Annotated in this window: 12 protein-coding genes and 3 pseudogenes; 7 read left to right on the forward strand and 8 right to left on the reverse strand. The window is 68.2% G+C overall.

Features of this window, described 5'->3' with window-relative positions; translation table 11 throughout:
- Nucleotides 1-10 precede the first annotated feature (10 nt).
- Nucleotides 11-490 (reverse strand): DUF6326 family protein, encoded by a 480-nt coding sequence (locus Q7X29_RS15330; RefSeq protein WP_316574487.1) that lies wholly within the window; start codon nucleotides 488-490, stop codon nucleotides 11-13.
- Between the two features lie 159 nt (nucleotides 491-649).
- Here Q7X29_RS15330 and Q7X29_RS15335 point away from each other — a divergent pair, with 159 nt between their 5' ends.
- The 3 genes and pseudogenes from Q7X29_RS15335 to Q7X29_RS15345 all read left to right on the forward strand — a co-directional run.
- Nucleotides 650-1,789 carry a sensor histidine kinase gene (locus tag Q7X29_RS15335; protein ID WP_316574488.1) on the forward strand — a complete coding sequence of 380 codons (1,140 nt, stop codon included), beginning with the start codon at nucleotides 650-652 and terminating at the stop codon, nucleotides 1,787-1,789.
- Nucleotides 1,786-2,442, forward strand: coding sequence for a response regulator transcription factor (locus Q7X29_RS15340; RefSeq protein ID WP_316574489.1), 657 nt, complete (start codon nucleotides 1,786-1,788; stop codon nucleotides 2,440-2,442). The genes Q7X29_RS15335 and Q7X29_RS15340 overlap by 4 nt, the downstream gene beginning before the upstream one ends.
- 312 nt (nucleotides 2,443-2,754) lie before the next feature.
- Nucleotides 2,755-3,309: pseudogene (locus Q7X29_RS15345) on the forward strand (CPBP family glutamic-type intramembrane protease); the annotation flags it as partial.
- A 61-nt stretch (nucleotides 3,310-3,370) separates the two neighbouring features.
- Here Q7X29_RS15345 and Q7X29_RS15350 read toward each other — a convergent pair.
- A pseudogene (locus Q7X29_RS15350) lies at nucleotides 3,371-4,480 on the reverse strand (epoxide hydrolase family protein); the annotation flags it as partial.
- On the opposite strand from Q7X29_RS15350, the pseudogene Q7X29_RS15355 reads away from it, so the two are divergent.
- Nucleotides 4,471-4,623: pseudogene (locus tag Q7X29_RS15355) on the forward strand (CGNR zinc finger domain-containing protein); the annotation flags it as partial. The pseudogenes Q7X29_RS15350 and Q7X29_RS15355 overlap by 10 nt on opposite strands.
- A 52-nt stretch (nucleotides 4,624-4,675) precedes the next feature.
- Here Q7X29_RS15355 and Q7X29_RS15360 read toward each other — a convergent pair.
- The 4 genes from Q7X29_RS15360 to Q7X29_RS15380 form a co-directional block, all read right to left on the reverse strand.
- Nucleotides 4,676-5,497 carry a YceI family protein gene (locus Q7X29_RS15360; RefSeq protein WP_316574490.1) on the reverse strand — a complete coding sequence of 274 codons (822 nt, stop codon included), beginning with the start codon at nucleotides 5,495-5,497 and terminating at the stop codon, nucleotides 4,676-4,678.
- Nucleotides 5,494-8,025 carry an MFS transporter gene (locus Q7X29_RS33175; RefSeq protein ID WP_449411949.1) on the reverse strand — a complete coding sequence of 844 codons (2,532 nt, stop codon included), beginning with the start codon at nucleotides 8,023-8,025 and terminating at the stop codon, nucleotides 5,494-5,496. Before Q7X29_RS33175 ends, Q7X29_RS15360 begins: the two co-directional genes overlap by 4 nt.
- Nucleotides 8,026-8,062: 37 nt before the next feature.
- The gene (locus Q7X29_RS15375; RefSeq protein WP_218719088.1) at nucleotides 8,063-8,560 is read right to left on the reverse strand and encodes a MarR family winged helix-turn-helix transcriptional regulator; all 498 of its coding nucleotides are present in this window, start codon (nucleotides 8,558-8,560) and stop codon (nucleotides 8,063-8,065) included.
- Between the two features lie 67 nt (nucleotides 8,561-8,627).
- Entirely contained in the window at nucleotides 8,628-10,100 is a 1,473-nt protein-coding gene (locus Q7X29_RS15380) for an FAD/NAD(P)-binding protein (protein ID WP_316574491.1), read from the reverse strand.
- A gap of 167 nt (nucleotides 10,101-10,267) precedes the next feature.
- Between Q7X29_RS15380 and Q7X29_RS15385 the strand changes: the two genes are divergently transcribed.
- Entirely contained in the window at nucleotides 10,268-11,386 is a 1,119-nt protein-coding gene (locus tag Q7X29_RS15385) for a LuxR C-terminal-related transcriptional regulator (protein ID WP_316574492.1), read from the forward strand.
- 55 nt (nucleotides 11,387-11,441) lie between these two features.
- On the opposite strand, the gene Q7X29_RS15390 is transcribed toward Q7X29_RS15385, so the two are convergent.
- Nucleotides 11,442-11,957, reverse strand: a complete 516-nt coding sequence (locus Q7X29_RS15390; protein WP_316574493.1) for an OsmC family protein — start codon at nucleotides 11,955-11,957, stop codon at nucleotides 11,442-11,444.
- Nucleotides 11,958-12,132: 175 nt separating this feature from the next.
- Nucleotides 12,133-12,381, reverse strand: coding sequence for a phage tail protein (locus Q7X29_RS15395; RefSeq protein ID WP_218719092.1), 249 nt, complete (start codon nucleotides 12,379-12,381; stop codon nucleotides 12,133-12,135).
- A gap of 198 nt (nucleotides 12,382-12,579) precedes the next feature.
- On the opposite strand from Q7X29_RS15395, the gene Q7X29_RS15400 reads away from it, so the two are divergent.
- Complete coding sequence (locus tag Q7X29_RS15400; RefSeq protein WP_316574494.1) at nucleotides 12,580-13,263, forward strand: TetR/AcrR family transcriptional regulator; 684 nt, start codon at nucleotides 12,580-12,582, stop codon at nucleotides 13,261-13,263.
- The gene (locus Q7X29_RS15405) at nucleotides 13,260-13,616 is read left to right on the forward strand and encodes a DoxX family protein (protein WP_218719094.1); all 357 of its coding nucleotides are present in this window, start codon (nucleotides 13,260-13,262) and stop codon (nucleotides 13,614-13,616) included. Before Q7X29_RS15400 ends, Q7X29_RS15405 begins: the two co-directional genes overlap by 4 nt.
- The last annotated feature ends 8 nt before the right edge of the window (nucleotides 13,617-13,624 follow it).

The following is a 13,624-nucleotide window of genomic DNA, read 5'->3' on the forward strand; positions in this document are numbered from 1 at the left end:
CCGAGACAGTTCACGCTTGCTGCTGCGCGCGAACGGTTTCGGGGTCCGGGCTGGTCGCCGAAGGTACGGTGCGGGGCCAGCTCCAGGCGTACCGCAGGATGAGGCCGAGAAGGATCAGTTCCAAGACGATGCCGAGGCCGTAGAAGTACAGCCAGGACGCGCCCACCACGTTGAACACCGTGACGGGGACGTAGAGCGAAGCCACGACGAGGTTCGCGACACGGTTCACCCCGGCGGGCAGCGTCATCGACAGCACGACCATGAAGATCGGGACGGCCAGGAGGGTCAGCGCCGAGGTCGAAAAGGTCTGGGAGAGAGCGAACTCGAAGACCCTGCCGTCGAGGATGTCCTGCACGACGCCGGGCGTGAAGAAGTTGAGGATGTCCACGTAGGCGTACAGGAACATGAAGCTCGTCCACGCGGCGGCGAGCTTGGCTCGCACCGGCATCGGCTGGGCGTCCAGGGTGGTGGTGGGTTGCGGTGTTCTCATCGTGGGCTCCGTTGTGGGACGGGTAGGTAGGTCCACGATCGCTGAGCCCGGCGCCGGGCACACCGGCCCGGAGGCCGGAGTTCACCTGGCCGATGGCATGGTCTGGGTCTCGTTCTTTCGGCGGATACGCCGAGGCACTCCGATCCCTAGGCTGGAGCCGTGGTCACCGTCCGTCGCTCCCTCTGGCATGAGCCGCGGCCCGGAGACGCCCCGCCCATCGGTCGTCTCGACTGGCTGCTGGTGGGGGTGTTCGCGGCCGCCACCCTGGTCGAACTCGCCCTTGCGCCGGGCTCTGCTTGGCGACCCCTTGTCGCGGTGCTCGCCCTGGGGCTGATGCCCGCCCTGCTCTGGCGGCGAATCCGCCCCCTGTCGGCCGCCCTGGTCGGGTGGGGCATCGCGGGGCTGCTCTCGATCCTGCAGCTGACGGCCGATGCCGGGGACCTCGCCCGCTATTCCATGATGGCTGTCTTGATCCTGCTCTACTCGCTGGTGCGGTGGGGTTCGGGACGGGAGATCGTCGTGGGCACGGCGTTCGTGGCAGTCGTCGTCGCGCTGGGGATGTACGCCTCCTCCGCGGGCTTGGCCGATGTTTTCGGCGGAACCGTCCTCGTGCTGTTGTTCGTCGCCCTGGCGGCGGTGTTCCGCTACCGCGCGGACCTCTGGCATCGCCAACAGCGCGAGATCCGCAATCAGGAGCGGGTGGCGCTGGCGCGCGAGCTGCACGACACCGTGGCCCACCATGTCTCGGCCATCGCGGTGCAAGCACAGGCCGGTGGCGTGGTCGCCGCCGTGCAGCCGGAGAAGGCCGTCGAGATCCTGGCCGCGATAGAGTCCGAAGCGTCGCGAACTCTGGCAGAGATGAGGTCCATGGTGCGGGTGCTGCGTGCAGACGAAGCCGTCGCCTACGCACCGCAGCTGGGTGTCGCGGACCTGCCTGCGCTGGCGCGCGCCGACGCGACGCTCACCGTCGAGGTCTCGCTGGACGGTTCGTCGACCCGGCTGGCACGTCCCGTGGACGCCGCGCTCTACCGGCTCGCGCAGGAGTCGCTGACCAATGCCGTCCGGCACGCCCGGAGCGCGACCCGCGTCGCGATCGACGTCCGCCGCGACGGCGACACCGTCAGGCTGCGGGTCAGCGACGATGGACAGACCGCGCCGGGGCCGGTCCCGGCACCTGGATTCGGTCTGCTGGGCATGGCCGAACGTGCCCAGCTCCTGGGCGGGTCGCTGTCCGCGGGGCCGGGGCGCGACGGTGGTTGGGTGGTCGAGGCGGTCCTGCCCGTGGACGCGCCGGCATGAGCATTCGTGTGGTCGTAGCCGACGACCAGGACTTGGTCCGGACCGGGCTGGTGATGATCCTCGGCGCGCAACCCGATCTCGAGGTCGTGGGGGAGGCGGCGGACGGGCTCGCAGCGCTCGACCTGGCGACTCGGCTGCGTCCCGATGTCCTGCTGGTCGACATCCGGATGCCCGGGCTCGACGGCGTCGAGGTGACGCGACGCCTCGCCGGGCCGGGCGTCCCGGACCCGATGGCGGTCGTCGTGATCACCACCTTCGACCTCGATGAGTACGTTCTCGGCGCCCTACGCGCCGGCGCCCGCGGCTTCCTGCTCAAAGACGCCGGGCCGGAGCTGCTTGTCCAGGCCATCCACGCGGCGGCCAACGGGGACGCCCTGATCGCCCCCAACATCACCCGCCGGCTGCTGGCGACCTTCGCCGGCCAGGCGCCGGTGGTACCGGTCCAGCCCATCGACCCGCTCACCGAGCGCGAGGAGGAGGTGCTCGCGCTGGTGGCACGCGGCCGGACCAACGCCGAGATCGCCATCGAGCTCTTCGTCGGCCTGAGCACGGTCAAGACCCACGTCGCCTCGTTGATGAGCAAGCTCGGCGCCCGCAACCGCGTCGAGATCGCGATGTGGGCATACGACACCAGACGCGGACGCGTCGATTAGCGGGTGCGGGGGACGTCGGGTAGGGGAGTCTTCAGGGTAGATTTCCGGGTCTTTCCAGGATTCGGTGAACGAAACCCGTTGCTACGGTCCGTGCATGAACCATGATGCGTGCTTTTCGACAACGAATTCTGTTCTGTACAGCCCGTTGTCGACGTCGACGCGAGGACTGGCAGGCAAGGATTCTGTCGCCGGCGGCAGCGGGCAGCCATGACAACAGTCCGTGCGCGCGGCAATTCAACCGGATCGACTTTCCCCGATGTCGCGTGGTTCTTCGGGATCGCGATCGTGCTGTGCTACACCCTGTCCGTCCCGATGGTCTTTCGGCTCGTCTCCACGGATCTCAACAACCTGATCGTTCCGATCCTGCAACTGACCCCGCTCCTCGCCGCGATCATCCTGTGGCTCGCCCGCCGACCCGGAACGTTCCGCGAGACGTTCGCCACCGGGTGGCGCGGCACACCCCGGTGGGCAGGCATCGGCATCGGCCTCATCGCCGCCATCGCCGCCATCCAGACGGGCATCGCGGTGGCATCGGGGATCTGGCCGCTCAACCCGCTCGACCAGATCTCGGCGGCGACGGTGTGGATCGTTCCGGTCTTCGTCCTGCAGTCGGTCTTCGCGATCGGAGAGGAGTTCGGCTGGCGCGGCTGGCTGGCGACTCGCGCCGCGTCCTGGGGATTCTGGCCGCTGGCCCTTGTCAGCGGTGCGGTCTGGATCGTCTGGCACCTGCCGGTGCTCGCCGTCGTCGGAGACCGCCCACCGTGGGATGTCGTCCTCTATTTCGCGGGCATGCTGCCCTGGGCGCCCCTGCTGCTCGCGCTTCGTTGGCGGTCGGGGAGTGTCTGGCCGGCAGTCATGACGCACGGAGCGATCAACAGCGTCCGGGTGTACCTGCTGCAATCGGTCCCCGATGCGACCGATCATCTGCTCATCGAAGCGATCGGCTGGGTGCTGACCCTCGCCGCCGCGGTGTGGCTGATGCGCACGAACCGGCGGCCAGTACTGCCGCCAGCCCTTCTCGCAGGTCCTCGACGAAGTACTCGGGAACCTCGAGCGAGGGGAAATGGCCCCCGGCCGCGGGCGTCGTCCATCGGACGATCTGCCGGTAGCGCTGCTGTGCCCACGGGCGCGGGCACTTCTCGGTGTCGCGGGGGTACATGGTGAGAGCCGACGGGACCTCGACCCGGAGTTCGGGGTCCAGTGAGTCGTGGCTTTCGTAGTAGATGCGGGCAGCCGATGCGCCGGTTCGTGTCAGCCAATACAGGGTGACGTCGTCGAGGATGCGGTCGCGGGCAATGGTCTCGAACGGGCTGTCCTCGGTATCGCTCCACTCGGCGAATTTATCGAGGATCCAGGCGAGTAGTCCCACCGGTGAGTCGACGAGCGAGTAGCCGATGGTCTGCGGTCGGGTCGCCTGCTGTTTGGCGTAAGCCGCGCGGTGGCGCCAGAAGTCGCGGGTTTCCTCGGCCCACGCGCGCTCGGTCGCCGTCAGCCCCGCCGTGGTCATCCCGGGCGGTGCCTCCGCGAATGTCGTGTGGATGCCGAGAACCTGCGCCGGGAACCGGCCACCGAGAACAGTGGTGATATTGCCGCCCCAGTCGCCGCCGTGGGCCAGGAACTTGTCGTAGCCGAGTCTTCCCATCAGTTCCACCCATGCGGCCGCGATCTTCTCGGTGCCCCACCCAGTGGTGGCCGGCTTGTCGCTGTAACCGAAGCCCGGCAGCGAGGGAACCACGACGTGGAACGCTTCCGCGCCCGCGTCTTTCGGGTCCGTCAGCTCGTCTACGACATCGATGAACCGAGCGATGCTGTCCGGCCAGCCGTGCGTCAAGATCAGGGGAATGGCGTCTGCCCGCGCGGAGCGGCGGTGCAGGAAATGGATACCCAGACCGTCGATGAGCGTGCGGAACTGGCCGATTCGGTTGAGGCGTTCTTCGAACGATCGCCAGTCGTACCCGGTGCGCCAGTAGTTCACTACCTCGACGAGGTCGGCCAGCGGCACACCCTGGTCCCATCGACGAGGGTCGGGTGCTGGGCGAGAGATTGGCCTTGTGCGCGGCGCCGACCTGCCGGGCCGCCTTCTTCGACACCAGCCGGAGCCGCACTCGAAAATGGTGCGATATGAACACCTGCGGGAATCGCGAGAAGAAGGCACGTTTCAACGCCAATCAGCGCAAATAGCCAGAGGTTGAACGCATTCGAGGGTGCGAACGGTAACGAGCCACCACCCGCCTCACATTGTGGGTAGTTGCTCGCCTCGGACGACCTCGATGTCGAGTTCGATCTTGACGGTGGTGCCGACGGCGGCCACTCCCGCGCGCACGACCGCGCTGTAGTCGATCGCGAAATCGTTGCGGTGCAACAGTGTTTCGGCGTGGAACGCCGCACGTACGCCGCCCCACGGATCTTCCCCGAAGCCGCCGTAGGTCACCGCGAGGTCGATCGGGCGACGCTGTCCGTGCAGGGTCAGCTCGCCCGGCATCACCCAGGTGTCGGCACCGGTGCGGTGAAACCCGAGACCGGTGAACGTGATCGTCGGATAACTGTCGACATCGAGGAATTCCGGTGAGCGCAGGTGATCGTCACGCATCGAGACGCCGGTGTCGATGCCCGCCGCCTTGATCTCGGCGTGCCCGGTGGACCGCTCGAACGGCTCGGCGATATCGAGCCGCCCGCTCACCTCCGCGAATCGGGCCTTGATGCTCGCGATACCCAGGTGGCGCGCGGTGGCGATCACCGTCGAATGCAGCGGATCGATCGTCCACGGTCCCGGCGGGGGCGAGGTCACCGTCCCCGCCGCGGGTGCCAGTACCACCTCACCGACCGCGCCTGTCCCGGTGGCGGAGGTCTGCGCGATCCGCGCCACCGGTTCGAACCCGACCGCGGTGAGCACCGCGGTGTGCGTTCCCGCGGGCAAAAGGCCGGTGCGCACCGCACCGGTCTCGTCGGCCACCGCGTGGGCGATCTGACGCCCCGACATATCGGTCACCGTCAGCACCGCGTTCGGCACCGGCCAGCCCTCCGCTGTGCGGACGTGGCCGGTCAGCCCACTCATCGGTGGTCCTCGGGCTCGTAGCCGAGCCGCACGTCATGGGTGACCTCGGCACCGGACACGGTGACCTGATCCGTCACCGGCGGATACCCACGGGTGGTCACGGTGTACTGCCCTTCGAGCAGGTCGGGCACGACATAGCGGCCGTTCTCATCGGTGCGCACCGTCGCGGTCACCTCACCCGCGGCGTCGCGCACGCTGACCAGCGCGTCGGGCACGGCCCTGCCGTCGTCGGCCCGCGCGGATCCGGTGAGTACCGTCATCGCGGACAACTCGATGTCGTGGCGGAGCGCTCCGTCGGCGGGCACCGTCAAGGTGATCGCGCTGGGGCGCATGTGCTCGGCGGCCGCGACCAGGGTGTAGACACCCGCCACCACGCCGTGGCACGTGTAGGCTCCGTCGCCGCCCGTGACCGCGGCCCCGATCACCTCACCACGCAGGTCGGTCACGGTGATGGTGGCACCCGGCACGGCCGATCCGTCGTCGGCGGTACGGACGACTCCCGACAACTCACCGGAGCCCACCAGGCTCAGATCCAAGCGCTGGGGCCGCTCGCCGACCGACACCGTGACCGCGGTCGGCTGGTGTCCCATCGCCGACACGATCAACACGTAGCCGCCCGCCGTCGGCGCGCTGATCGCATAACCGCCATCGGTGGCGCTGCTCGCCCGCGCGACCTGACGGCCGCTCTGATCGATCAATGTCAGCACCGCCCCCGGCAGCGGCCGGCCGTCCTCGCGGCGGACGCGACCGTTCACCGTGCCGCTGTCCGTCCCGGACGCCGTGGCGGTGGGCAGAGCGGCCCGCGACGACACCTCGACCGCGGCGGCCCGATGACCGTTCTGTACGGCTGTCGCATGCCGCCCGGCCGCGGTGGTCGACACCGGGTCCGCCTCGGACAGCACCCGCTCGGCGCCCTCCCAGACCCGCTCCCCGGGCTGGCTCGACTCGGCGAGTGCGGCCAGTTCGGCATCCAGAGCATCAGCCGCGTCATCTTGCGACGCAGGCGCTGTCGCAGTCGGATCGAGGGCCGGATCGATGTCGATCGTGTTGCGCAGCGGGCGGTTCGGCAGCACGGCGGTCGCCAGGAGCGCGACGACCGCCGCCCCCGCGGCGATGAGGAAGATCCGTCCGGTCGCATCGCCGTAGGCGGCGCGCACGACCGTGACGATCGGTGCGGGCAGGGCGTGCAGATTCAGATTGCTGCCCCCCGAGGAACCGGTCGTCACGCCGAGCTCGGCGAAACCCTTCGCCGATAGCTCGCCCACCCGGGTGGCCAGCACCGAACCCAATACCGAGACGCCGATCGCGCCGCCGAACGTGCGGAAGAACGCGACACTGCTGGACGCGGCGCCGATATTGTGCACGCTCACCGTGTTCTGCACGGCGAGCACCAGGTTCTGCATCATCATGCCGACGCCGAGCCCGACAACGGCGATGTAGGCACCCACCAGCCACAGATCGGTGGCGTGATCGATCGTCGAGAGCAGGCCGAACCCGACCACCAGCAACGCGGCGCCGGTGACGACGAACGACTTCCATTTCCCGAACCGGGTGATCAGCTGTCCCGAACCGGTCGACGCGACGAGCATGCCCAGCACCAGGGGGATGGTCAGCACGCCGGCCATGGTCGGCGAGTAGCCGCGCGCGGTCTGAAAGTACTGGCCCAGGAAGGTGGTCGACCCGAACATGCCGACACCGACCGCGATCGAGGCGATGATCGCCAGACCGGTGGTGCGCTCGGTGACGATCGACAGCGGGATGATCGGTGACTCGACGCGCGATTCGACCACGACGGTCGCGAGCAGCAGCAGCACTCCGGCACCGACATACAGGGCGGATTCGCGGGAGAACCAGTCGTAGTAGTCCGGTTTGCCGGCGAACGACACCCAGATGAGCAACACCGACACCCCCGCGGTCAGCAGGGCGGCGCCGAACCAGTCGATCGACACCCCCTCCTTGCGTTCGGTGGGCAACCGCAGGGTCCGCTGCAGCAGCACCAGCGCGACGACAGCCAGCGGCACACAGACGAAGAAGCACCAGCGCCAGCCCAGCGGGCTGTCGACGATGACGCCGCCGAGGATGGGTCCGCCCGACATCGACACCGCCATCACGGCGCCCATGTAGCCGGAATAGCGTCCGCGCTCCCGCGGCGAGACGATGGAGCCGATGATCGCGACGACGAGCGCGGTCAATCCGCCCATGCCGATGCCCTGGACGACGCGTGCCGCCAACAGGATCGGCACAGTGCTCGCGAAGCCCGCGATCACCGAACCGAGGACGAAGACGACGATGGCCGACTGGACCAGCAGCTTCTTGTTGAACAGATCGGCGAACTTGCCCCAGATCGGGGTGGACGCGGCATTGGCCAGCAGCGCCGTGGTGATGACCCAGGCGTACGCGGTCTGCGACCCCTCCAGGTCCCCGATGATCGTCGGCAGCGCGGTCGACACGATCGTGGTGCTGAGCAGCGCGGTGAACAACGCCGCCAGCAGCCCGGTCATCGCCTCCAAGACCTGACGGTGCGTCATCACGGTGGGGGCGCGCCGAGTCTCCGTCTCGACTGAACTAGACATCCACTTCCTGACTTTCTGTCGAATCGGGTCGATGCTCACCCACACCGGTGCGGTGCGGAGCGGCCGCCAGTGAATTCCTCAGCTTCCGCACCACCGCGGTGGCCTCTTCGGCGTCGGCTTCGGTCCAATCGGCCAGCGCGGCGCGCAATCCCCGGGCCCGCGACTCTCGGACGCGCCGCAGCAGATCGCTTCCCTGATCGGTGATCCGGATGAGGGTGGCTCGGCCGTCGAGGGGATCGGCATGGCGGGCGATATTGCCGGAGTTCACCAGCTCGGCGACATGCCTGCTCAGGGTCGATTGACTGATGCACAAGTCCGCAGCCAGATCCACCTGTCGACACGGCCCCCGAGCCTCGAGCGAACCCAGCACCCCCACGCCTCCAGGAAGAAGGTCCCCTTCCTCGGGGTGGGAGAGCGCAGCGCGGATCGCCCGGCCCATGAAAAAGAGCTCCCTGATCAGGCTCTGAGCCGTATCGGGGGACACTGCCATGCCTACTCCCAGCCCTAGATATTTGCTTGCGGTATACAACTATATCTAGCTTACTTGTACTAAGCAACTAACTGGCCGTGGAGTCGATGAGGTGATGGGCGAGGGCGGCACCTTCCATGGCCAGCCCGGGCGGGTTCGTGGCGATGAACATGGAGTCGGCGGCCAGATTGCCCAGGGCGTGCCAGGTGGGATCGGGTCGATCCGCGACCAGCAATCGGCGGGTACCGGGTTCGACGCGCAGGCCGCCGGTGGCCGACGGTTCGGCTGCGCCGCCGGTGAGTAGCGCGCTGACGAGGGGTTCGGTCTCCCTCGGTGTGGTGTACGCGGGCGGGTTGACGGCGTTGACGACGACATCGGCGTGCCATTCGGCGTCGTCGTGGACGGTGAAACCGCCGCCGGGTCGAGCTTCGATCTCGCCGAGGCCGGAACGGAGCCGGAGTCGGCCCGAATCCAGCAGCCGCAGTAGGAGTTTCGCGTTGTGCGGCACCATCGGTGAACTCAGGCTGCTGATCGTACGGAAGTGCTCGGAGCGCAGCATCCTCCGGTCCGGCTCGGCCAGCAGCGGCCAGACGATCGGACCGAGCACACGGATCGCCATGGTGAGCAGGCGGCGTCCCTGATGCGGGTTGTCCAGCTCGGTCAGCTGACGGCGCAGCCGGGTCACGGGTTCCTCCACGGCGCGGATCTCGGTGGCGAACGACTCGAAATCCTGTCCCAGCTCGGCGAGTTCGGCGCGCATGAGCTCGACCAACTGGTGCAGGTGCACCACGCCGGCGGCGGCCAGCCGCAGCCCATTGGCCGGAGTGAGGTGTTTCGGTGCGAGCGGGAGTGGACGCTGTTGCACGAACGGGAGCACGCCGCTGCGAGAGAGAAGACTGATCGGTCCGGTGTGGTTGCCGGTCGTCAGCGCCGCGGCGATGTCGACCGCCGTCAGACCGCTACCGACCACCGCCACGTGCGCGTCGGCCGGTATCCCGGCGATCGTGGCGGCCAGGGGGTACGGCTCGTTGATGTAGCCGGGCGCACCGGTGAGCCCGTACTGGTCACGGGGACGCCCGCTCCCGACGCTGAGCACCGCGCGATCGACCGGATGACGGCCGCCGTTCGCGGTGTGCAAGACCGCTCGGCCGTCGCTCGCGCCGGGACGGGAGAAGCCGACGACCATCGAATTCACCATGCTGACCTGCCAGCGGTTCCGGCGCAGTCGATCGATCGCGGCGTAGGCGGTCTGCTCCAGGTATTCGCCGTAGACGCTGCGGGGAACCAGCGGCTGACCTAGGCCCTCGTCGAGATACCGGGCCATTTCGCCCCGGTCCCGCAGCCACCGCTGGTAATGCGCGCGGTCGGTGGCGCGCACCGACATCAGCGCGGGCGGCGCGTTGACCCGGACCGCCTCGAGGTCCGGCTGGTACGGCCGGCCCCGCCACACCGCCGATGAGCCGTCGAACACGGTGATGGCGCCGGGCGCGCCCTCGATGGCCGCGAGTGCGTCGAGCAGCCCGACGGTCGCCGCGCCCGCACCGATAATGCCGAGATCCATTGTGTTCCTTCCGATCACTGAGACCGGACCAGCGTCGCCCGCACGCCGCACGTGGAACATCCCTCGCTCGAGGGGTAGCGCCGTCGTGGGAATTTCGCACGCGGTCGGTCGATGACCCCGCAGATGGGGGATGGCGGTCGCTTGTCCGGGACGGCAAGCTTGCGGGCATGGGTGTGACTGCGCTCGGGATGCGCCGACTGCTGGCTGGTATCGAGCAGGCGGCGGACGCGCACGCGCTGTTCGCCGAGACCTCGACGCGGTTACGCCGCATGATGCCGTTCGACGCCGCGGTCTGGGTGGCGACCGATCCGATCAACGGTCTTACCACCGCGCCCGTCCGGGTGGAGAACCTCCACGAAGGCGGCTGTGGCACCTATTGGGAATCAGAGCTCTTCTCCGAACATGTAAACCTCTTCCGGGATCTGGCGCGGGCGCCGGTTCCGGTCGCTGGTCTGCGCGCGGCGACCGGCGATGACCCGGGGCTGAGCTCGCTGTATCGAAATTTCATGTGCCCGCGCGGTTTCGACGACGAACTGCGCGCTGTGTTCCGAGTCGACGGGCAGCCATGGGGTCAGCTGAGCCTGTTCCGGGAACGCGGGCGAAAGCCGTTCCAGGACAGCGATATCGCGCTGTTGAGCGGGTTGTCCACGCCGATTGCCCGCCGGCTGCGCAGCTTTGCCCAGCCACTCGGCCCCGTTGCGCCGGGGCGCACGGCGGCTCCCGGCATGTTGCTGTTCGACCCGAAGGGTGGCCTGGTCTCGATCAACGACGAGGCCAGGCACCTGCTCGCCCAGATGCCGGCCGGCCCTGCCACCACGACCGCACAAGGCATCGAATTGCCGCTGCCCGTCTGGATTCTCAGCACCGCGGGCCGGGCCCGGATCACCGGCGAGAATTCCCGGATCCGCATCCGCGGCACGACCGGCCGTTGGCTGGTCTGCCACGCCTCCTGCCTACGCGACCTCGCCGGGGCGCCGGGAATGACGGCGCTGGTAATCGAGCCCGCCACGCCGTCGGAGGTGGCCTCGCTGGTGGTGGCCGCCTACGAACTCACCCGGCGCGAGCTCGACGTCACCGAACTGATCGCGCGTGGCCGGTCCACCGGCGAGATCGCGGCCACCTTGTTCCTGTCTGCCCACACCGTGCGCGACCACGTCAAAGCGATCTTCGACAAGGTCGGCGTCACCAGCCGGGGCGAGCTCGTCGCCACACTGTTCACCGACCACTACGCGCCACTCGCCGCTACCCGAACCGCGCGCGTGTTCGACGGGGAAAAGGGCGCCTAGCGGCGGATCGGCCGGATTCGCGTCGATCGAAGGGTGGCCGGCCTTCGCCGTTCGCTCACCCGGCACGCACTACTCGGATCGCCGGCGGATGTCGCAGGCTTTGGCCGACCACGCAATACCGTTCGGTGAGGTCGGCGAGTTTCGTCAGCGCGGCCGGGTCCACGTCGGACGAGGTCGTGACCGTGATCGTCACGGTGATCGGCGATATCCCGACGTCCGCGGTCCGGTCGATGCCGAGCGTGCCGGTGGCGTCGAAGGTGCCGGTGGCCTCGACTTCGGCGCCGGTGATGGGCAGCGCCATGGCGGTGGCGACGCTGCGGCAGGTCACTCCCGCGCAGGCGGCCAGCGCTTCGAGGAGCATGTCGCCCGAGCAGGCATCGGAACCGTCACCGCCGGTGGCCGGGTGCAGGCCGGCGCGCACCGGACCGGCGAAGGTCCGCACCGTGCAGGTGATACCGGGGTCGGCGAACGAACCGCCGCCGCGCAGGGGAGTGACCGCGGCCGCCGGGTCGTCTCGGTAGCGCTGTTTCACGCCAGCTTGCTGGGCTTTCAACTCCGCCGCCGTGGTCATCTGTCAAGCGTAGGCCGCCGCGACGGGCAGAGGCGCGCGCGCCGCGCTGAACCGTGGCCCTGGTACCGCGCGCGGTACCGGGTGCGTCAGGCCGGCTGCGACATCATGGGCATGCGCTGAAAGCGCGACACCCGACCCCTGAGCGACGGGGCCGGGTGCTCGACGCCCGCGCGGACTAGGTGCGTTGAGGGTAGATGCCCTCGGTGGCGATCGCGTAGTGCAGAGTGCCGCCCAACCCCTCGGCGGCGACCTTCAGGTTCGGCAGGGCGAAGGTTTCCCGACCGTCACCGCCGTAGGTGTTGCCGAGCAGGCTGAACAGGGCCTGGTAGTCGTTGATCTTCACGATCTGGCCCTCGCACGGAGCCCAACCCATCGGCGTCCAGGGATAGGGAAAGAGCGCGATCTGACCGAGAATCGGATCCATGTGCTGAAAAGTCCTCTCATGCAACTGATTTGACGAGATCGGACGACGGCCGACGACGCGGCCGCATCAGTTCTACAGCAGACCTCGTTTCGGGGGCAAACCTGCGCGCCTGTCGATCGGGTGGTGCCCGCGAGCGTTGATCCTCGCCCGGTGGATCGGTCCCAGCGTCGGGTGATCGCGAGGCGGGGGGATCGCCCGATGCTCGGCAGTGCGGCGGCCATCGACCGGCCGAGGACCCGCGTTTGCGTTCACGACCAACCATGGCCTAGCATTCTGAACATGTTCAGTGAACATGTTCAGTCGCGGTCGGAGCAACAAGCGGCGACGCGACAGAAGGTCTTGGCGGCAGCCGAACGGCTCTTCCGTGCCCAGGGCTTCAAAGCGACCACCATTCGGCAGATCGCCGCCGAAGCGAAGGTGAGCACCGGGACTGTCATGGCGGCCGGCGAAAAGGACGCGTTGCTCGTCTCGATCTACGACAACTGGATAACCTCGGTGCACAACAGCAGGCACACCGAACTCGTGCCCTCGGCGACGACCGCGACCGCCGAGGACGTGCTGAACCTCTTCGCTCCTTTCGTCGGACATTTCGCGCTCGACTCCGAGCTCTCACGCGAGTACCTGGCGATCCTCGTCCGCGGAAACCATGAGTCGGTGATCTTTCGAGACCTCGCACTCGCCCTGCTGGGCGAACTCGAAACCGTGCTCGCCCGAACAGCGCTGCCCCACAGTCAGGTCGGTCGTGGCGCTCGGACCATCTATCTCGCCTACCTCGGTTTGCTGATGACCGCGGCCAGCGGTGCCATCGCGATGCCCGACGCGGCCGAACAACTGCGACAGACCATCGAATTCGTCATCACGCCTCCGGAAGGAAACCCATGATCCACGCTCCCCAACCCTGGTGGCTACCAGCGCTACTCGCGCTCTCGCTGTTCGCGGACGCGCTCATGTCCGTGCGCCCGCCGATGTTCATCCAGCGATGCCTCGACGGCGTCCGGTTTCCACGCGACTGGTGGTGGACGCTCATCACCATCAAACTGGCGGCCACCGCGGGTCTCCTTGTCGGACTGAAGTATCCGGGTGTCGGATTCGCCACCGCGGTCGGTGTGATCGGCTATTTCGTGTGCGCCGCCTACGCCCACTACCGGGCCCGCTTCCTCGGATACGAGTTCTGGATCAACTGCCTCGGCATGCTGGCCCTGGCGGTGGTAGCGACGATCACGTACGTGGTGTGAGCGGCAGC

The organism is Nocardia canadensis (assembly GCF_032656385.1).
GTDB lineage: Bacteria > Actinomycetota > Actinomycetes > Mycobacteriales > Mycobacteriaceae > Nocardia > Nocardia canadensis.

What these genes read in the sequence shown, in the direction of transcription:
- Q7X29_RS15330 (WP_316574487.1), bottom strand. Translation starts at nt 490, where the DNA reads ATGAGAACACCGCAACCCACCACCACCCTGGACGCCCAGCCGATGCCG.
- Q7X29_RS15340 (WP_316574489.1), top strand. Translation starts at nt 1,786, where the DNA reads ATGAGCATTCGTGTGGTCGTAGCCGACGACCAGGACTTGGTCCGGACC.
- Q7X29_RS15360 (WP_316574490.1), bottom strand. Translation starts at nt 5,497, where the DNA reads ATGAGTGGGCTGACCGGCCACGTCCGCACAGCGGAGGGCTGGCCGGTG.
- Q7X29_RS33175 (WP_449411949.1), bottom strand. Translation starts at nt 8,025, where the DNA reads ATGACGCACCGTCAGGTCTTGGAGGCGATGACCGGGCTGCTGGCGGCG.
- Q7X29_RS15375 (WP_218719088.1), bottom strand. Translation starts at nt 8,560, where the DNA reads ATGGCAGTGTCCCCCGATACGGCTCAGAGCCTGATCAGGGAGCTCTTT.
- Q7X29_RS15380 (WP_316574491.1), bottom strand. Translation starts at nt 10,100, where the DNA reads ATGGATCTCGGCATTATCGGTGCGGGCGCGGCGACCGTCGGGCTGCTC.
- Q7X29_RS15385 (WP_316574492.1), top strand. Translation starts at nt 10,268, where the DNA reads ATGGGTGTGACTGCGCTCGGGATGCGCCGACTGCTGGCTGGTATCGAG.
- Q7X29_RS15390 (WP_316574493.1), bottom strand. Translation starts at nt 11,957, where the DNA reads ATGACCACGGCGGCGGAGTTGAAAGCCCAGCAAGCTGGCGTGAAACAG.
- Q7X29_RS15395 (WP_218719092.1), bottom strand. Translation starts at nt 12,381, where the DNA reads ATGGATCCGATTCTCGGTCAGATCGCGCTCTTTCCCTATCCCTGGACG.
- Q7X29_RS15400 (WP_316574494.1), top strand. Translation starts at nt 12,580, where the DNA reads ATGCTCGGCAGTGCGGCGGCCATCGACCGGCCGAGGACCCGCGTTTGC.
- Q7X29_RS15405 (WP_218719094.1), top strand. Translation starts at nt 13,260, where the DNA reads ATGATCCACGCTCCCCAACCCTGGTGGCTACCAGCGCTACTCGCGCTC.